Annotated in this window: 17 protein-coding genes; 7 read left to right on the top strand and 10 right to left on the bottom strand. The window is 43.1% G+C overall.

What is annotated here, in order from left to right; genetic code table 11:
• The 3 genes from QWZ07_RS01890 to QWZ07_RS01880 all read right to left on the bottom strand — a co-directional run bounded on the left by QWZ07_RS01890 (window position 1) and on the right by QWZ07_RS01880 (window position 2,604).
• On the bottom strand, window positions 1-1,692 hold the full coding sequence (locus QWZ07_RS01890) for an SgrR family transcriptional regulator (RefSeq protein WP_192852618.1): 1,692 nt from the start codon (window positions 1,690-1,692) through the stop codon (window positions 1-3).
• 163 nt (window positions 1,693-1,855) lie between these two features.
• Window positions 1,856-2,089, bottom strand: coding sequence for a DUF3389 domain-containing protein (locus QWZ07_RS01885; RefSeq protein WP_076678655.1), 234 nt, complete (start codon window positions 2,087-2,089; stop codon window positions 1,856-1,858).
• Between the two features lie 89 nt (window positions 2,090-2,178).
• A complete protein-coding gene (locus tag QWZ07_RS01880) occupies window positions 2,179-2,604 on the bottom strand; it encodes a hotdog fold thioesterase (RefSeq protein ID WP_004730936.1) in 426 nt (141 codons plus the stop codon).
• A 169-nt stretch (window positions 2,605-2,773) separates the two neighbouring features.
• On the opposite strand from QWZ07_RS01880, the gene QWZ07_RS01875 reads away from it, so the two are divergent.
• Window positions 2,774-3,562: a M48 family metallopeptidase gene (locus tag QWZ07_RS01875; RefSeq protein WP_192852617.1), complete on the top strand. Its 789-nt coding sequence runs from the start codon at window positions 2,774-2,776 to the stop codon at window positions 3,560-3,562.
• A 122-nt stretch (window positions 3,563-3,684) separates the two neighbouring features.
• Here the strand turns inward: QWZ07_RS01875 and QWZ07_RS01870 are convergent, their stop codons facing one another.
• Complete coding sequence (locus QWZ07_RS01870) at window positions 3,685-4,767, bottom strand: site-2 protease family protein (protein ID WP_192852616.1); 1,083 nt, start codon at window positions 4,765-4,767, stop codon at window positions 3,685-3,687.
• Between the two features lie 356 nt (window positions 4,768-5,123).
• On the opposite strand from QWZ07_RS01870, the gene QWZ07_RS01865 reads away from it, so the two are divergent.
• The 3 genes from QWZ07_RS01865 (at window position 5,124) to QWZ07_RS01855 (ending at window position 9,615) form a co-directional block, all read left to right on the top strand.
• Complete coding sequence (locus QWZ07_RS01865) at window positions 5,124-6,383, top strand: outer membrane protein transport protein (protein ID WP_192852615.1); 1,260 nt, start codon at window positions 5,124-5,126, stop codon at window positions 6,381-6,383.
• Window positions 6,384-6,396: 13 nt separating this feature from the next.
• The gene (locus QWZ07_RS01860; protein ID WP_192852614.1) at window positions 6,397-8,835 is read left to right on the top strand and encodes a VolA/Pla-1 family phospholipase; all 2,439 of its coding nucleotides are present in this window, start codon (window positions 6,397-6,399) and stop codon (window positions 8,833-8,835) included.
• A gap of 222 nt (window positions 8,836-9,057) precedes the next feature.
• Window positions 9,058-9,615: a PhnA domain-containing protein gene (locus QWZ07_RS01855; RefSeq protein ID WP_017111983.1), complete on the top strand. Its 558-nt coding sequence runs from the start codon at window positions 9,058-9,060 to the stop codon at window positions 9,613-9,615.
• Window positions 9,616-9,682: 67 nt separating this feature from the next.
• On the opposite strand, the gene QWZ07_RS01850 is transcribed toward QWZ07_RS01855, so the two are convergent.
• Window positions 9,683-10,597, bottom strand: a complete 915-nt coding sequence (locus QWZ07_RS01850) for a LysR family transcriptional regulator (RefSeq protein ID WP_102518427.1) — start codon at window positions 10,595-10,597, stop codon at window positions 9,683-9,685.
• A gap of 247 nt (window positions 10,598-10,844) precedes the next feature.
• Here QWZ07_RS01850 and QWZ07_RS01845 point away from each other — a divergent pair, with 247 nt between their 5' ends.
• Genes QWZ07_RS01845 through QWZ07_RS01835 form a run of 3 tightly spaced genes read left to right on the top strand, consistent with a single transcriptional unit; the run spans window position 10,845 to window position 13,296 of the window.
• Window positions 10,845-11,057, top strand: a complete 213-nt coding sequence (locus QWZ07_RS01845) for a DUF1656 domain-containing protein (RefSeq protein ID WP_065105717.1) — start codon at window positions 10,845-10,847, stop codon at window positions 11,055-11,057.
• A 9-nt stretch (window positions 11,058-11,066) separates the two neighbouring features.
• Window positions 11,067-11,927 carry an HlyD family secretion protein gene (locus QWZ07_RS01840; RefSeq protein WP_192852613.1) on the top strand — a complete coding sequence of 287 codons (861 nt, stop codon included), beginning with the start codon at window positions 11,067-11,069 and terminating at the stop codon, window positions 11,925-11,927.
• Between the two features lie 13 nt (window positions 11,928-11,940).
• Window positions 11,941-13,296 (top strand): FUSC family protein, encoded by a 1,356-nt coding sequence (locus QWZ07_RS01835; RefSeq protein WP_192852612.1) that lies wholly within the window; start codon window positions 11,941-11,943, stop codon window positions 13,294-13,296.
• Window positions 13,297-13,392: 96 nt separating this feature from the next.
• Here QWZ07_RS01835 and QWZ07_RS01830 read toward each other — a convergent pair whose 3' ends face one another.
• The 5 genes from QWZ07_RS01830 to QWZ07_RS01810 all read right to left on the bottom strand — a co-directional run bounded on the left by QWZ07_RS01830 (window position 13,393) and on the right by QWZ07_RS01810 (window position 19,681).
• Complete coding sequence (locus QWZ07_RS01830) at window positions 13,393-14,679, bottom strand: DEAD/DEAH box helicase (protein WP_029223683.1); 1,287 nt, start codon at window positions 14,677-14,679, stop codon at window positions 13,393-13,395.
• Window positions 14,680-14,926: 247 nt separating this feature from the next.
• Window positions 14,927-15,667, bottom strand: coding sequence for a DUF1223 domain-containing protein (locus tag QWZ07_RS01825; protein WP_192852611.1), 741 nt, complete (start codon window positions 15,665-15,667; stop codon window positions 14,927-14,929).
• A 194-nt stretch (window positions 15,668-15,861) separates the two neighbouring features.
• Window positions 15,862-16,050, bottom strand: coding sequence for a hypothetical protein (locus QWZ07_RS01820; RefSeq protein WP_010429554.1), 189 nt, complete (start codon window positions 16,048-16,050; stop codon window positions 15,862-15,864).
• A gap of 312 nt (window positions 16,051-16,362) precedes the next feature.
• Window positions 16,363-17,364, bottom strand: a complete 1,002-nt coding sequence (locus tag QWZ07_RS01815; RefSeq protein WP_102282324.1) for a TerC/Alx family metal homeostasis membrane protein — start codon at window positions 17,362-17,364, stop codon at window positions 16,363-16,365.
• A 577-nt stretch (window positions 17,365-17,941) separates the two neighbouring features.
• Window positions 17,942-19,681, bottom strand: a complete 1,740-nt coding sequence (locus tag QWZ07_RS01810; RefSeq protein WP_192852610.1) for a bifunctional metallophosphatase/5'-nucleotidase — start codon at window positions 19,679-19,681, stop codon at window positions 17,942-17,944.
• Window positions 19,682-19,740: the final 59 nt, after the last annotated feature.

Raw genomic sequence — 19,740 nt, 5'->3', positions numbered from 1 at the left:
TCAATCAACGTCAGGCTTTACCCAAACTTGGCTAAAGTCGAACCAACCGAGTGCATTACACTTTGCGTTCTGCAGCGTACCGCATTGGTCTTTATTTACACCTAGCCAACAGTGGAACATCGGGATCAACTGATTGCTTTGCACAAGTTGCTTACCTAGTTGTCTTGCTGGGAATTGCTCAAACTCGCCCGATCGCCAACGATCAATCATGTGACACCATTGGTCAAAATCTTCTGCTGGGCTAGATTCATCGAGAAAGCTGTAATCCATTAACCAACCGGCCAGCGCATCATCTCTATTGTTGGCAATCCCCATTGGGTTAATCCAAATATCAACATTGTCGGCGTGTGGAGGATCAGTTTCGTAACCGAAAAGCTCGACATCAACATTATATTGCTTCAACACGGTGACGATGGCTTTAGCGAGTGTAGGAAACATTGGATGTTGGCATTGATACGCCAATCTCACGCTTGGTTTAGCGCTTGCTGGTGGACAAACTGGCGTTTTTAACTTGATGTCATACCAACCGGGTTTGATTCCGTAAGCATGCAGCACGCCCAAGTCGATAACCGTCTCTTTTGGAATATGCACAAACAGATCTGAAGCATTCAAAGCATTCGATAAGAACTCAGCCCACGCAGGATCTTGTGCGATGCCCTTCTTTCTATTGAGTAGTAAATACGTACAACCCGGATCAAGTTCAACTTCATCGCTGTCACCACGGTCTGCCATTACTGGTTTAGAAAGGCTTGGGTAAACCATTGAAGAATAAGCCTCATCGACCACCCAAACTTCAACGCGATCAACCAGCGGCCTAAAACCAAAGTATCCGTTGAAAGCCGTTAGCACGAGTTGCTTCTCATCGTTCTTTTCAATGCGATAAGGGCCAGTGCCAATCGGTCGAATATCGTAGTCTTCACCACGTAAAATCATCGGTAAGGTCACCTTAGCGACCGATTCGGTAAGTGCGAGTGGGAAGTACTTATCTGGACGCGTCAGAAAGACATCAACCACGCAATTGGCCGGTGATGAGACATCTTTAATATGAGAGAACATATTGAGCGGCTCGAGCAAAAGAAGCGTATCCACAACGTGGCTTGTTAACAGCGGTTCTCCATTATGAAAACGAACGCCCGGCCTTAGAAAGAATCGCCATTGGTAATCGTTAATCTTTTGCCATGAATGAGCAAGATCAGGCTGTAGTTGATCGTTCTCATCGAGGCGCGTTAACCCACTGAACACCTGACACGTGATGTGTTGTTCAGATCGTCGCATAGATTTAGTTGGGTTAAGCATGGAAAGTGGACGGTAGTAAGGCAAACGAATAACTTGTTCACCTTCTTGATACTGTACGCCCAAGTAATTTTGAATCACTTGAGTAAGCTTGGCTGCATTGTGGTCAAGCACCGACAGTGCTTGACCAATTTTACCTTCTTCTAAGTAGCGGCGTGCTAGGTTTTCGCTTACATCACAGCGATTCTGCTTAAAGATAAGCTGAGAGAGCTTGCCTCGACCTGCTGCGGGTAACCACTCTACCCAACCCTCTTCTTCGAGTTTATTAAGCACCATTCTGGCATTACGACGGGTACAACAGAGAACATCTGTTATGTCGTCGAGCTGAACATCAGAATCTTTACCATCGAAATATTCGAACAGGGTTTCAAATTGAACGCGAAGTCTTGGGCTACTCATAAAGAGGAAAACTTATTCAAAGGATATTGAATTCAGTTTCCCTATTTTATGAGTCAAAATCAATCGAACTTATCAGTTTTTACGAAGAGATTACGAATGTGACTTGATTAAGTGGACTTAATAGAAAGTCAAAAACCGAATTAAATTCAGTTATAACGTATGGTTACATTACATCGCAGCCGATTTCAGTGGCGATGTCACGGAGCTGTTGTTCATTGTCTAATTTAATCGACCATTTACATTCTGAACCGTTGGCAGAAATAACGTTTGCCCCTTTTCCGATCAGTTGAATCGCATCAACTTGCGCTTGCAGTGTGACTCTATGCTCACCATCTAAACGAACAACCAACTCATGTGCCGTAGCAATGACTTTTCCACTTTTAAACGTTATGACCATGGATTTCTCTAACTAAAATAAACAGTTTGTATATGAGGTTAATAAGCTGAGGGTGGAATGATTCCTACCCCCCAGCCTTTGTTATCGAATTAGCGTTTGTGCTTCTTCACTGCAATGGTTAAACGGCTTGTACATACCAAGCGTTGACGCTCATCAGTAATGTTTATCTGCCATACTTGGGTAGATACACCAAGGTGAATAGGCTCGGCAGTGCCAATAACATGTCCTTCACGCATCGATCGAACGTGGTTTGCGTTAATATCCAGACCAACGCAATAGTAGCCTTCTGGTACACAGAAATTAGCCGCCAATGAGCCAAGCGTTTCAGCTAAAACTACCGATGCGCCGCCATGAAGCATGCCCAACGGTTGGTGCGTAAAATGACAAACCGGCATGGTTGCCACCAACGAATTATCGTTGACCTCAGTGTAAACAATGTTGAGGTGCTCAATTAAGGTATTTTTTGAGGTCGCGTTGAAGGTATCTAGGTCAACGGGCTTTTTCCAAATACTCATGTGGGTTCCTTAATTATTGACTTTGTTTGTGCGTGAGCGGCTTTATTAACAAGAATACAGATCTTTACGATAACAATCGTTCTTAAGTCCAATAGTTATCTTACAACTATTAGTTATTACGCAAGTTGATGTTAACATGCATAAAAACCGAATACACAGAGGATATTGTATGACGTCATGGATGAAGTTTACCTCGCTTCTCACACTAGCCGGCCTGACCGCATGTAGCGCTTCCCCGACAGGAAGAAACCAACTGCTGCTTTTTTCAGATAAAGATATGTCTCAGCTTGGAGCACAATCTTTTGAGCAAATGAAGGAAGAACAGCCAATCAGCAAAGATGCAAAAACCAACGCTTATGTTCAGTGCGTAGCGAACAGTATTACTCAACACATCCCTAAGCAAGGCTTTAGTGAATGGGAAGTCGTTGTTTTTGATAGCGACCAAGTGAATGCGTTTGCCCTACCTGGTGGAAAAATTGGCGTATACACAGGTTTGCTTAATGTCGCGGTTAACCAAGACCAATTGGCGACGGTTATCGGACACGAAGTGGCTCACGTTCTCGCTGACCACAGTAATGAGCGTCTATCTCAGTCTCAAATCGCTAATACAGGCCTATCTATTACTAGCGTCGCGTTAGGCGCTTCAGAATACAAACAGTATCAGGGCATGACAATGGCTGCGTTAGGCTTAGGTGTTCAATACGGTGTTGTTCTACCTTATGGCCGAACTCAAGAGTCTGAGGCCGATATTGTAGGCTTAGAGTACATGGCTCAAGCTGGGTTCGACCCAAAACAAAGTGTCGATTTGTGGCAAAACATGGCGAATGCATCAGGTGGGAACCAACCACCCGAGTTACTTTCTACGCACCCTTCCCACAATACGCGTATTAAAGATCTGCAAGCGAAAATAAAAACGTTGCCTCAATCTGGAACATCAAGACCAAATTGCAAAGCGTAACCTGATGTTCGATTAAATTTAGAGCTTCAAATACAAAAACGCCCTATCCATATTGGTTAGGGCGTTTTTAGTGCATCAAGCTAATGAGCTAATGAGCTATTCAGATAGCGTTAACTATTGGGTTATGTACCTAAAATTTGTAACGGTAGGCTGAGTAACTGATCGCCAGTTGATGCGAAGTACCAGATAACGCCGATTAAACTGCTCACTAAGCCCACATACCAAAGGAATGATACGACTTGGCCATATTTATCTAATGGCAATAAATGGCTATGGTGACGCCCTTTCCATTCGAATAGGATTTCAACACTACCCATGATCAATAAGAAACCAAATAAGGTTAAGTTCAACTGATAACTCAGCACGACGCCAGCAACCGCAGCTGCCACACAAAGCACAATACCAAGAATGCTGTTCATTGAAAAACTGATACTTTTCAACACATGACCGCCATCAAGAGGCAAAATCGGCAGTAGATTGAACAGGTTTAACAAGGCATTAAATACCGCAAGCCCAGCAAAGAACATCTCGCCAGTCGCCCAGTACAACACCATAAATATCAACGACAATATCAAACCAAATAGTGGTCCCATGATCGAGATAACCACATCTTGCCATCGTGTATTGATCTTTTCGTCGGATAGCGCCAAACCACCAAGGAACGGGATTAAATAGATGCCTTTGGTCTTCATACCAAAATATTTCATTGCTCTGATATGGCCATATTCATGAAACATCAAGCAAGCGATCAAGGCAAGCGCGAACTGAATTGAAAATAGCCATGAGTAAGCCGCTAAACTCGCAGAGGCAAGTACCACCTTAATTAACTTCGCACTCTTGAGGGCTTTCATACCCAACGACACTAAACCGATTAAGCTAAAACGCTTCTCAGGCTTAGGTGCTACAACGGGAGTTTGTTGCTCGATATCTTTAGTATTGCGATTGCCTTCGGTGATGGTTTGGCCATTAACAGACGCTTTGTATGTCATCTCAAATGGTTGCCATTGAACCAACGCCTCAACGTGACACTGCAACGTTTCCTCTCCAGATCGGAGCGTAAAAGTATGCGTTCTCGCATCATCTTGATCTGTCGTTGCATCCAACTGAGAGACCAACGTGTTATCCCAAAATAACTGTTGCCACCCTGCCATTGACCCCTCTAAACGAAGCGGTTTACCAAGAAACTCTATCGCGAGTAATTCCAAACTAAAATTCCAATTTAATGACTTTCTAAATGAACCAACATTATGCCGATTTAGCGATTAGCGGTAAACATAAACAAAGTTGTTACATATTGAGCAGTTGAACACTATTTGTACCAATGAGATTCACAATCATTCTGGCCACACCTCCAACCACCAATAAACCATTTATTGTAATTATATTATTAGTGTTAAAGTCCCGCCCCTTTAAAATATAACTTCACAAAATAACAACTCATTCTTTGACTTTATATGAAATATGAATTTAACATACTGTTTACATTGGAGCTTAAACACCAACAATGCTCAGTGTGTTTTCAACAATAAGAATGAGATTTGATGCCCTAGGAGGGTCACGGATGAAAACAATACAACGCTCTCTCGTTTCGCTTTCTGTGCTATTTGCATGTAATTCACTTGCGGCTGGTTTCCAAGTTGCTGAGCATTCTGCTTCAGGTCTTGGTCGCGCATTTTCAGGTGAAGGTGCCGTAGCCGATAACGCGAGTGTGCTAGCGAGAAACCCCGCCGCAATGACCCTATTTGATACAGCCCAATTTTCAGGCGCGGTTTCTATCGTTGATCCAGAAGTGGATATTACTCAAAACAACGTTCCAGGGTCTGGCGGTCAAAGCCAAGAATCCAAAGACGTAGCGCCACTTCAAGTCGTTCCTGCCGCTTACTACATCAGCCCAATCAACGATAAATGGGCTTGGGGTATCGGTATGTTTTCTAACTATGGAGTTGCTACTGATTATCCGGATGATATTTATGCGGGTGATCTTGCAGGTGACACCTCACTTGTGTCAGTGAACCTGAATCCGAATGTCGCTTATCGAATCAATGACCAATTTAGTGTCGGTGCCGGTGCAAACCTCGTTTACGCCGAGGCTGAACTTAATCGTCACCAGGGTTCTATATCGAACATCACTGGCGATCCTGCTTCTACAAAACTGATTAGCATGACAGGCGAAACCTTTGCATTTGGTTGGAACCTAGGCGCGTTATATGAACTGAATGAAAACAATCGATTCTCTATCGCATATCGTTCAGAGGTAGACCTCGACTTTGATGATGGTGACTTTACTGATTACACGGGCAGCATCGTGCAAGGTAGTGCTACGACAACAACAGGTCGTCTAAAAATCACATTACCTTCAATTATTGAAATCTCAGCTTTTCATCAACTGACGGACCAATGGGCGATTCATTACGGTTGGCAACAAACTGGGTGGAGTAGTTTTAAAGAGCTTAAAGCGACGAGTTCAGATTGTGTAAGTGGCGAGTGTTTTAAAAAGACCGAAGACTACGACGACAATAACCGTTACTCATTGGGTGCGACTTACCAGTTAAACCAAGAATGGACCTTACGAGCTGGTTTAGCTTATGACGAGCAAGCTGGTGAAGCGACATTAAGTATCCCTGACAGCGACCGCTTCTGGTACAGCGCAGGTTTGACTTATCAGTACAGCCCTAACCTTTCAATCGATGCTGGCTTCGCTCTTGTTCAAAGTAAAGAAGGTGATTTCACTGAAACCAATGAACTTGGTCAGGAACTTGAATTCTCTGGTGATGCGGTAGCTTACCTATCTGCAATTCAAATGAACTACACCTTCAACTAAACGGAATTAAAACATGAAAAAGTTATTTAATGTTTCGCTGCTTGCGTCAGCAATGTTTCTTGCTGGTTGTGGTGATGACTCTTCGAGTTCAGGTGCTTCAACTGCGATTCAATATGAGCAATACATTCAAGATTCACTCGCACAAGCGACGAGCATCAAGTTTCAACTAACGGGCGCGGATATTGCGGTTCCTCTTCCTAGCTTCGCGTTGATGGATGCTACCGACGGTACACTTGGTTTACCGACTGGTGGTGATGATTCACTAACCAACCCTATTGCAGCAATGAATACAATGGATGGCTGGTCAACTTCGATGCCAATCATCATGGACTTTGAAGGTACTGGCTTGGCTGACGGTGCAGCGACTGGTGGGGTTTACCTATTAAAGCTTAGTGGTTCGCTGACTTCAGACACAGCACCAACTGTTACTGGCGTATTGTCACAAGGCACTCATTTTAATGTTCTGTCTAGTGCTTCAACAGACACCTTCACGATCGTATTCAAAGACTCTCTTGATGCTTCAAGTGAATACGTATTGGCGCTTTCCAATGAACTAACGGACGTTAATGGCGATCCTGTTGGCATGTCGGCAAGTTACGCTGCGCTGAAATCAAGTGCGGTAACTTACACCGAAGGTAGCCTTGCTCAAGCGCAACAAGTCACTCAAGGCGTCGAAAAGATCTTCGCCGGAGCGAACGCTCAAGGTGCAATTACTCTTGATACCGAGAACATCATTTACTCGACTTGGTTTACTACTGAATCCGTTGGTGATTCTCTTTTCGCAACAAAGGCTGCAACCGCAACAGGATTAGCAACTGCAAATCTCAATGGTGTCTGGAAAGGCAGTGCAAACCCTAACTCTGTTGACCTGACGACAGCTTATGCGATGCAATTTGGAACGTCAGAACCTTTTAAAGCTGCACTTACCAGTGACACTGATTTTGATAAGTATATTGGTGGTGACGACGCGACGAAGATTACCAAAGCAAAAACCGCCATCGAGACTTTGTATGATGCAGTAGGCACCGCTGTAAATGTTAGCCAAGGTTTCGTTCAACTTCCTCATTACTTAGAGAAAGGCAGTAATGAATGGAACTCTCAACCTTTTGAATCAGGTATGCCTAGCCTCGCCAAGATTTCAAATGCTTTGAGTAATAGCGCTGAGCAAGCCAATATGGCGGCACAGCTAGTTGCAGCAGGTATCGACACTAGCGTATTAGCGACCAGTCAAACTGAACAACTGAAGTTAATCGGTTTAAACTTAACGCTGGCAGATGGTTCACCACTTGATAGTGACAGAGTAATTACAAAGTACTCTCCAGTTCCACAAATTAAATCATTAGAATCTGTCGAGTTCTTGCTATTCACTAAGGACCTGAAAACACCAAAAAACGTTGTTATCTATCAACATGGTATTACCTCCGCTAAAGAGAATGCTTATGCGTTTGCTTATAACTTAGTAGACGATAATACGGCAGTTCTAGCAATAGATTTACCAATCCACGGTACACGTAGTCTAGATGATACACGCTCAGCAAATGCAAACGTCTTAGCTTATTTAAACCTAACAAACTTGCCAGTAGCGCGCGATAACGTTCGACAAAGTGCACTTGATGTAATGGCTTTACGCACATCATTAGCAGCTTCTTTAAAAGCTGGTTTACTCGCTAGTTCTCCATTGAGTGCATTCAATCTAAATACAGGTTCACAGGTCAAATTTTTAGGTCACTCTTTGGGCGGTATTGTTGGAACGACAGCTGTTGCTGCCTCTAACCGTACGTTAGGTAGTCCAACGGCTGATGCTCTGTATTCGTTTAGTTCCGCAGCTTTTGAAAACTCTGGCGGTCAAATATCTAACCTTCTACTCGGTTCTACTGAGTTTGGTCCTCAGGTTAAACACAATGTTGCGTTGAGTGCTTCAACGGAATACGCGAGTTTCGCAAGTGCGACTTGTGCCAGCCTATCAGACAAAATCTGCTATGAAACGTTTGAAAGCAATGCAACCACAGCACAACTAGCAGTGATGACGGCTGCATTTCAGCAATTTGCATACGCTGCTCAAACCGTGCTGGATACCATCGACCCGTTCACTAATGCTGACCACCTATTAAGCTCTGGTTCACCTGTTCTTCCTATTTATATGGGACAAGTTCAAGGCGATGATACGGTGCCTAACTCTGTGGCAAGTGCTCCGTTTGCCGGAACAACACCATTAGCAACAAAACTTGGCCTGACTGTTGTTGATTCAGTTAATCTAACTCCCGACGGTTCAAAAGACTTTGTTAAGTTTAGTGATGTTGCTTCACACAGTACCTTCGTGATTCCTCAAGATGACACAACTCCGGTACCCCTAGATGCAGCTCATCACGCTAGCATGCAGACACAAGCTGTAGACTTCTTAATAGATAACGCTTTAACTGCAGCCTCTATTACTGGTTCTGTATTGGAATAATAACGAGTTCTAAATGAAGCCAAATGCCAGCCTAACCGCTGGCATTTTTGTATCTGTCGTTCGAACCATTCCCTAGTTAACCGTTTACATAAACCTTTAAAACACAAATGGTTGATCTCAGCTAAAATTAATCAAGACAGAATACCGTACGACCTCTTTCTTTATTGTAAATAAAGTGGATAATAGCCCCGTAATTTAATACCTAATAAATGTGAGTCCATTATGTCTTCTGAAGCTACGATGCTAGAACGCTGCCAATCTAAATGTGAACTATGTGGTTCTGATTCTTCTCTTACTGCATACGCAGTGCCGCCACACAGCCACGTAACAGTGGATCACGGCATCATGGTATGTGACAAATGTCTTGGTGAGATTGACGACCCTAAAGATATCAACCACTGGCGTTGCCTGAGCGACAGCATGTGGAGTCAAGAAGCGCCAGTTCAAGTAACTGCATGGCGTCAACTTACTCGTCTGAACTCTGAAAGCTGGGCTCAAGACGCGCTAGACATGATGTACCTTGAAGAAGAAACGTCAGTTTGGGCACAAATCGGTATGTCTGCTGATGATAAGCCTCTTGATGTGAACGGCGTTGAACTTAAGAAAGGTGACGACGTAACAGTAATCAAAGACTTGCCAATCAAAGGTACTAACCAAGTGATTAAGCAAGGTACTGTTATTCGCGGCATCAGCGTTGGTGACGATCCTAAGCTTGTTTCTGGTAAAACAAACGGCGGTCAATCAATGTACGTAATCGCTGAGTTCTGTCGTAAGAAGTAATCTTACGGTAAGAAAGTGATAGAAAACGAAAAGGCGCTGATTAGCGCCTTTTTTACACCTGCAATTCTTACAACTTGAAGCTATCAATAAGGTGCTCTCGATAGTTCTTGATGACCGATACCAAAGAACCTTTTATTCCGCTGATTTGTTTTGAGTGCGGACACCATAATGCAAAGCCAAACTTGAAACCTTCTACCATTTGCTGGGAACGAATAGGTTCTATCGAATACTTCGAAAACTCCAAATCAGTAAAAAAGGCTTTAGGTAACAATGACCACCCCAACCCTTCTTCGAGCATTTTGATAATCAAAACCAGTTGGTCGATTTCTTCATAATCCGAGCTCACAATAATCTTTTCTGACATCCCTTCTTCAATCAAAGATCTCAATACAAACTGCTTCGAATTGCGGAGTGCCACAAGGACTTCATCTTTGCTCAAGGTAGATAACTCTCCACCTTTTTGCGCAAATGGAAAGAATTCGAAATGCCCTAGAAAAGTAGCATCTAAACTGTGCATAGCACGGCTATCATGAACATTAACCAAGCCAAAGTGGTAATCGCCAGTCTGTAACCCTACTTTAATTTCTTTCTTATTCTTGACGAGGAAATTTACTCTCATCATCGGAAAGTCGTGTTTTAACTGCTTACGAATATCCACCAGCACACGTTGAGGAATCACACTAGAGTAAGCAATCGTAATGTTTTCTAATCCACCAGAGGACAGGCTCAACGCAACCTTGTCAAAAGTTCTAGCTTGTTCAATCGTCTGTTTCGCGTAGTGATAAAGAAGGTGCCCGTCGTCGGTTGGCTCGACAGAGCGGCCAACTCTTTCAAAAAGATTGACTGCGAGATGATCTTCCAAGTTAGTAATAACTTGTCCAATAGTCGTTCTGTGCTTGTTAAGCTTTACTGCTGCTTTACTAAATGACTGTTGCTCATAAACGGTCACAAACGCGAGAAGTTGTTCAATACTAAAATTCATTCGATCGCACTGGCTTTCTTGATTATCTCTTTAAGTTATCACGAAATGGTCTGTTTGCACTTTTTGAGGGCAACAAAGACAAATCAGATCGACTATACGAGTGTAATTTGTCTAATTTGTAATCATTACCCATCTATACAGACCATAGTTTCCTGCTTTTGATGGATCCAATCCTCTATAAGCGATTATCCAAATTGTGCCAACTGCTTTATCGTTCTGCCTATCAGAACGAATAGAGAACAAGACCATGAACACAATGCCACATGAACTCGTGTGGGGTGAAATCTACTTCCCACCGCTGTTACTGGTTATCGCGCTCGCTTATATGCTGACGATTTTGACGGGTTCAATAGCAACCAAGTTCGGACTGCACAAATATGTCGCCTTTCCTGCATTAGCAGAAATAAGTCTAATTGTGATTTTTACTGGCGTGATTGGCCAATTCATTCCCATCTTATAAGGCCTTACCTTGATAAAACGTTACCTCATCACATTACTATTATTTGTTGCTGCAGGCTCTGTGGTTTATAGCTATTACCAATCTTATACAAGCAACCCTTGGACGAGAGACGGGCAAGTCAGTGCCTACATAGTGTCTATTACTCCTCGTGTCACCGGACAAATCATCAAAATCCACGTAGCTGACAACTCTCAAGTGTCTAAAGGCGATCTACTTTTTGAGATCGACCCTAGTATTTATAGAGCGGCTTACAACAAAGCACTAGCGACACAAAAACAAGCGCTTGCTCTACTTGCGAAAGCAAAGAATGAAGAGCAACGTGCAGCGAACCTAGAAAAGAGAACCCCTGGTGCCGTGCCCGTTTTAACGTTGAACAACTTAAGCAATGCTGTTGAAACTTCATCAGCGAATGTTCAAGTAGCCAAAGCCAATGTTGAAGAAGCACATTTGAATCTCGAATTTACCAAGGTCTATGCGCCTACCAACGGATACATTACTAATTTTAACTTACGTGTTGGATCGCAAGTGGTTGCCAACTCACCTGTGGTTGCGTTGATCGATGAAGATAGCTTTTGGATTGAAGGTTATTTTAAAGAAACCGACCTTGTTGGGGTCAATCCACAAGACAAAGCATTTGTCACTCTCATGATGCACAACAACGTCCTGTTGAAGGGTCACATCAAAAGTATTGGATTTGGTATTGCTAAACAAGATGGCAGCACTGGCAATGATCTTCTACCTAACGTGAACCCAAACTTCCAATGGATTCGTCTTGCTCAGCGTATACCGATTAAAGTGAAGTTAGATAATGTGCCTGAAGACCTACAACTTCGTGTTGGGATGACAGCTTCAATCAAAATTATCAAATAGTTGGATGGCTTTTATGTTCAATGCATCAACCAAAGAAGCGATTAAAGCAGCGCTTTCAATCGTTATCGCTATCTGCCTTGCGTTGTGGTTCCAATGGGAGAAACCTTATTGGGCTGCAATAGCGGTTGCCGTAATGGCATTGAACGAGAGTTTTGCTCATTCAATCAATAAAGGCCACAACCGTTTAATGGGCACCCTATTAGGGACCGGTTATGCCTTTTTCTTGATCGCGATGTTTTCACAAGATCGTTTTTTGTTCCTGACGTTTTTTACCTTGTTCCTAGGAATATGTATCTTCATGTCGAGTGATGAAAAGTATGGGTACGTCTTTTCGATTGGGTTCGCTGTATGTTCCATCATCGCGTGTATGGGTGGTTTCGATAGTCAGGTGACGTTCTACTTCGCAGTATTACGGATACAAGAAACTCTGCTCGGCGTGATAACGTTCTCTATTGTGTATCGCTTAGTTTGGCCGGTAAACACGGAACAAAACTTTGTACAGCGCTTTGAAGCAAGTAGAGAGACATTGTTAACCGCAATGCGTAACACCGAAAGCTTAGATATAGAAGCCTTAGAATCCAACACAGCGAATATTGATAAACTCTACCAACTGCTAGATTTACCATTAAACGGCAGTTATCACCTTAAAGAGAATATTCAAGACTGGCGTTTGAGAATCCATGAAATGGCTCATATTCAGGCTCGACTGCTTGAACTCGCCTCAAATGAACTTACTCATGCTATTGATTGGATTGCTCTGACCCAAAAAATGGAAAAACTGGAGTTAATCACGCCAAACCAGTCATTGATTGGTGATGTATCGTATGTGGTCGGTAAGAACCAAGGAGTTTCTTGGCACCATGAACATCGCACCTTTGTTCAACATTTGAATGAGGATGGGAGAAAAGTATTACAAGGTGTCTCGATGTTCGTAACATCGCTATTAGTTTGGATATATCTACCTGTACCAGGTGGTTTTATCTTCCCGATGATTGCAGGTGTGTTTTCTTCCATGCTACCGACCATGCCACCAAGTGTTATCAAAGATGCATTTTTCGGGGTAATCGGCACTGGTACCATTATTTTGCTTCAATACATATTTATCATGCCAATGATGAGTGAACTTTGGCAACTCGCACTTTTTTATTTCGTTAATAGCGTAGTGATATGGAAGGTTTTCGCAACACCTAAGCTTATGATTCATAGGATACTTGGTATTAACCTGCTCGTCGTGCTTACTTCTGGCGCTCTAAACCTAACGCCGATATACCAGATTGAAACGCCATTGCTTATGTTGACCACGATCCTGATTATCTTGATGATCGCCAAGCTGTTTACTGATCTCTTTAGAGTAAAGAGCACTGCTTAACTTAAGCGTTAACAAGCTCTTTTGAGAACAGACTGACAGACACAAAAAAGGCGCGATTAAGCGCCTTTATAATATCCATAAACAACTGATTCTTTATCAGTTATTTCTCAACCAAACATCTTGGTTTTTAGGTGCTTTTTTCTTTTTCTTCTTGCCTGTACCAGCCGGTGGCGCAACGGGTTTTAATGCAGCAACAAGTGCAGCGGTTGCTTCTTCATCCACTTCAAAGCCTTCAATTTGCTCACGCTCAAGACGAATTTTGTTCTTCTTCTCGATGATTGTGAAGTGATGATAGTCTTCGTGATCGATCAAAGACAATGCTAAACCAACCTCACCCGCACGACCACTTCGGCCAATACGGTGCATGTAGTCTGATGGACTACGTGGTAAGTCAAAGTTGATTACTACAGGAAGCTTTTCAATATCCAAACCACGTGCTGCGATGTCTGTCGCGATAAGAACATCAATCTCGCCAGATTTGAAATCTTCAAGAATACGAGTACGTGAACCCTGACCTTTATCACCGTGGAATACTTCTGCGATGATACCGCGCTTGTATAGCTTGTCTGCCAAATGTTCACAGCTGTTCTTCGCATTCACGAAGATCAAAGCTTGGCGCCATTCGTGTTGCTGAATCAGGTGCGCTAACAACGCTGTCTTACGGCCTTTTTCAACTTCAAATACACGCTGAACCAGTGTGCTTGCATTAGCACTTTGAAGTTGGACTTCAATTGGATCGTTCAGTAATTCGTGAGTCAACGTTTTAACTTGCTCAGGGAAAGTCGCAGAGAACAACAGAGTTTGCTTTTTGCTTGGCAGAAGTTTCAAGATCGCGTCGAGCTCTTCAGTAAAGCCAAGGCTCAACATACGGTCTGCTTCATCAAGCACTAACGTTTTTACTTTATCGAGTTTGATAGCGTTGCTTGAGATCAGATCAAGCAAACGACCCGGCGTTGCCACCAAGATGTCTGTGCCGCCACGTAGCGCTTGCATCTGAGTGTTCACCGACACACCACCGAATACACAAACAGTTTTGATTGCACCGTTGAAATGTACTGCGTAAGACTTAACGCTATCGGCAACTTGCTTAGCAAGCTCACGTGTAGGAACCAAGATAAGGCCAGAAACATAGTTACCTTTGCCCGAACGACGGTCTAAAGGTGCATCTTCATGGATCTTCTGTAACAGTGGAAGTGCAAATGCTGCGGTTTTACCTGAACCTGTATTTGCGCCTGCAATTAGGTCGCGTCCTGCTAACACACTTGGAATAACTTGCGCTTGGATAGGCGTTGGCTGTTGGTATTCAAGCTCGGTTAGACGAGCCATCAAAGGAGAAATTAAGCCAAGATCGGAAAAGTTGGTTGGTGCTGTGGTGTTAGTCATTAATTGCAGGAACTCAAAGCTAAAATAATAGCGCGCTATATTAACGTATTTCAGCAGTATTACGTAACTAAATCGCCCCTTTATCCGTTGTTTCAGTGGTTAAGACCCACCAAACCAAGCAAGAGATGAAGTAAACGGTATTAGAAGTGCTCTAATCATCGTCTCAGCTTCATCTCAATGTCGTTTATCTTATTGGATTGTCACTCGTGTAACACGGTAGCTCTTGCAAAACGGTCATCCTTACAATTTAGTTCAACCACCCTGCTACCGTTTGTTCGGGCGCATACGAATTAGGCTCGGTTAACCACACGGCTACGGCATCTGGCGTGGCGACTAATGGATCAAAATCGACATTGAATTGCCATTTGGATTCGCCGCGTTGGTAACCATCGTAAACCACCACAAAATCATGCTCGAGTTTTTTACCTCTGTTTTCGCCCGCTTTAACACTAGTGACTTCGTTCATCGCTAATAAGGCAAGATGAGCCACATAATCCCCTTTGCCTTCATAGCTTACACTGAACGTATCGCCTTTATGATTGACGGTTAGCTTAGGGTTACTTTGTTGTTGGAGCGAAGGGAGATTTCTATCGAGCCATTTAAAGTAACCGCGCCACTCTTTTCCATCAACGATAAATCCCGGAGTATAAACGCCACTTGTTACTCCATAAGCTTTGTACAAGCGTTGCTTCTGACTGAATGCCTTGCTCGCAAACTTATCTCCCCACCCTAGGTAATCCCAGTAGTCGACGTGATAGGCAAGCGGAATGACTTGTGTCCAAAGTTTTGGATGGTCTTCAAAAGTACTGAGGTAGGCATCAGCAGGCGGACAACTTGAACAACCTTCAGAGGTGAACAGTTCGATAACCTGCGCAGGTTGACCTTCATTACTCCAGGTTTGTGCATTCGACACAGAAGAGTAAAAGCCGATCGGTAAGGCAAGTAAACAGAGTTTAATCAATGGTGAGTTGCGGTTGGCGTGTGACATACAGAGATCCTTGTACGAAGCGAATTGATTGGCGCTCAAATACAGACCGTTATGCCTAAGTCTTTCTTTCAGGTGATGAGTTTCTTTCAGGTACTTAGTTTGCGAAGGGATAGAGTTTATTGCAGATACAAAAACGCCAGCTTTAGAAGCTGGCGTTTTCTTAAAATTCTATATTTTACATGTTCACGCTAAGATTAACGGTTAATACCGATATCGCGTTGCATGTGACCAGATAGGTCGCTAGCGTAGTAACTACGTGGAGAGTTGTCTACGAAAAGAATATCGAAAATGTGTGCAATCAATCCTTTGAAGTTAACCGAGTAGGTCTTCTTATCCATAGAGTTAGGAACAGCGATAGTATTCATTTGCATTGCTTGAGCCATGATTGCCTCTCTATAAATTTGTTTATGTGGTTCGTTCTGATGACAAGAATAATAGGTGATTTTTTGCAGGTTAAAAAATGACTAAAATTAGACATTCGAATTAGTTTTTCTAATAAAACAAACCATTAACAACCCCGGGGAATACATATGCACAATGGGTGAGTATAAATTCAACATGATGCAAAAATCATGCATTTAGTACAAATAACCCCCAAACAAAAGTGGCCAATGTCACAGAAATTTTACATAAATAAATTTTCCACTTCATCGACCACGTATCCCTTATCGAGTTTTCGATAAGTTATATTTGTTTTAATTTACTTGTTCAATGTCTGGCTTCTTTGCATAAATCGACGCTATAACCGCAATCGTCATAGTAGAAATCAGTACTGCTAACGACCAATACGTTGGAATAGCCCATTCGCTGTCGACCAGTAGCATTTTCACGCCAATGAAGACCATGATGAACGCCAATGCTGGCTTCAAGTAAATGAACTTATCCATCATGCCTTGCAGCACAAAGTACAGAGAGCGAAGGCCAAGTAATGCAAAGACGTTTGCAGCAAGTACCAAGAACGGTTCTTGTGTTACAGCAAAGATAGCTGGGATAGAATCCAGTGCAAACATCACGTCCATGACGGCAATCGCACCAATCACCAACATCATTGGAGTGAACGCCCATTTAACGCCCTGTTTAACCATTAACGCAGGACCATGGAAGTCCTCGGTGACAGGCATAATTTTACGAAGTAACTTCTCAGGTAGTGTGTTAACACTCTCTTCTTCGCCCTTGTCTAACGCCAGTTTGATACCAGTGCCAATCAAGAACGCCGCAAACACGTAAAGCACCCAGTGGTATTCAGCCAACAGCTGTGCACCTAATGCGATCATAATTGCACGAAGCACCAATGCACCGATGACACCCCAAAGAAGTGCACGCGGTCTTAGATGCTCTGGAACTTGGTATTGAGCAAAGATCATCGCGAATACAAACAGGTTGTCTACGCTCAATGATTTTTCTAACAAGTAACCCGTAATGAATGACACCGTTGCTTTTTGTGCGGTGTAGTCACTATTTGGAGCATAGATGTCCCAAAATAGGTAGATAGAACCTGCAAAAAAGAACGCGAGTACGAACCAGAAAACGCTCCAAATTGCCGCTTTCTTAATGGTTACGCTGCCACCACGAGTTTGATAGATATCAATAGAGACGAGAATTACTGTCAGCAGGAAAAAGCCCACATAAGTCGTCATGATTGGCGATGAAAAAAAGGATTCACTATTGGTAGATAATAGAGATTGAGTTGAGTTCATTATTCCTCCGGGCGGAAGAACTGTACAAAGACCTTCCGCAAACAAAGCATATCAAGCTCCATTACGGATCTTGACTGTGATTGCGTTGGTCTCGTTGAAGTGAAATATGGGATTTCACCTTTACATACCGGATAGACTCTTGGCCTAACGAGATGACGATATGTAAACTTGCGCTAACTACTCCCCAAACGCGTGGATAATATTCCCCTATTTATGTTTCGTCTAGATAAATTTGTTCTAAAAAAGAAAAAAGGAGCAAAAGCTCCTTTTTCTATTACCGCTGTTTTATCAAAATGACACACACATTGATTCTAAGAATACCACTCACGTGTTCACCCTAGATGAATGCTTAGTGATACTTGAAACGAATGATATTCATCTATAAACCAGCCATGGGTACCCAGTACACTAACGCAGACCAAACAGACACCCACCCAACGACGGCTACCGCGTCTAACCAATCTTTCTTATCCATGCTTATCTCCACAAGAAGGCAACCTGCAGGATTAAAGCATAAACAATGCCAAATTTATAAATCACTCTCATAAATAATACTAAACACAAGTATTATCATTGATTATCGAAAGCACTCCATGCAATTAAGCGGCTCGTTGTATTGAAGTGACTCCGGGTGGTCTTGTAAGAACTCAATAAAACAGTCGGCCATTGAGTCAGTAGTAACAAAGCCATCGCCTATCATATCTAAGACGGCGTTATAGCCTTCTTTGCCTTTCATGGTGTAGGCCGATGACGCTCCTCGGTAAATTCGGTCGCGAGACACTGGCTGCCAACCGGATGTTTCAGAGTGTATTTCTAGATGATGAATACGATGTCCTAAGGGAGCTTCTTTGTGATAACAAAATCTCAGGTTATGAGTATAAGGGAAACTGCCAGAACCCGTACCGACCACACCATTATCCAGCGCGTTGTTAATTGCCCCTTCTAACATGCCTGCGATCGTTTCACCTTTTACGTCATACACACCAATAGGTACGGCAAACGGTAGTAGTTTTCCGGCAATATCGGCAACGGAAACGTCTCCGCTATTGAGTGAGTTTCTCACCCCACCAGAATTGTGGATGGCAAACTCTACGCCGTGTCCTTTTTTGTTCATCAGATATTGAAACGACTGAGCAACCAAAGGCGCAAGTTGGCTAGGCCCTTGTTCGTCAGGGATACGAACATGGCGGAGTTTTGTGCCAGCATGAGCGATAACTTGTTGTTGAAGCTTGCGAACTCTTGGCTGATATTTATCCGTCAAAATGCTTTGCAGTTCAGGATCTTTCTTACATACCGCGATATTCGAGTGATTGTTTAAAAACTCACACGCCATATCGTGAGCATCGCCTTGCCCTACTTCACTTAATTTGGCGTCTATAAACAATCGACGTCCCAACAGCAGTTCATTCTTGCCATTAAAGTGCGTTACTTTGCCTGCAGAATCGAACTCAATTTCACAGTGTCCGAGGCTCATTGCGTGGAAACCTGCTTGCACAACATAGGTGCCGCCAACCTTTAAACCGTAATCATCATCTTTCACTAAGCCGATATCTGAGAAATCGCCTTGTAAACGATGGCTATGGCCGCCAACAATCACACCGATGCCTTGCACATTCGCTGCTAGCTCCAAATCAGCCTCATAGCCAAGGTGACTCAGCAGCACAATCTTGTTAATACCAGCTTGATGGATCTGCTCTATTGTGGCTTTTGCCGTTTCTAGCGCGTTTTCAAATGGTGTATCAAAGTCTGGATTCGCAATGCCCGCCATTTTGTCGATGCTTAAGCCGAAGATTGCGACCTTCTCGCCATCAAACTCTTTCGTTATAAAAGAAGCACTTTGCGTTTCAGTTAGATAAGGCTTAACAATGTCGTTGTCCGCTAAGGTATGAGTTTTATTGATATCCTCATTCGACAAATTCCAGTTACCCGCCAACAATGGGAATCTGATTCTTTTAGCGAAAATGGCGACCGGCTCATTACCCATGTCTAGCTCATGGTTGCCAAGGGTCATGCCATCAATATTAAGGGCATTCAACAAATCGGCGTTGGCTTTTCCCTTAAATAGCGAAAAGTACAACGTGCCTTGGAAGCAGTCTCCAGCATGCAGGAACAAGGTTCCGACCTTCTGACGCTTAGCATCTTGCTCTAGTTGTTTAAAGCGTGTTGAGATTCGAGCAAAGCCACCAGCACTGACATAAGGTTCAATGATGTGGTTGTTCATTTTAAGTGATAGCTGTAACGAGGTTGGTTCAAAGTATGAGTGGGTGTCGTTGATGTGTGCCAACACTATTTTTGTTGGCTTATTCTTTTTAGTCATATTTTCTTCTCTCTTTGTCCCTTCATACTAGGTTGAGAATCATGACAGAATCGTGAATT

The organism is Vibrio lentus (genome assembly GCF_030409755.1).
Taxonomy (GTDB): Bacteria; Pseudomonadota; Gammaproteobacteria; order Enterobacterales; family Vibrionaceae; genus Vibrio; species Vibrio lentus.
This window is presented reverse-complemented; position numbering and strand designations above follow the sequence as displayed.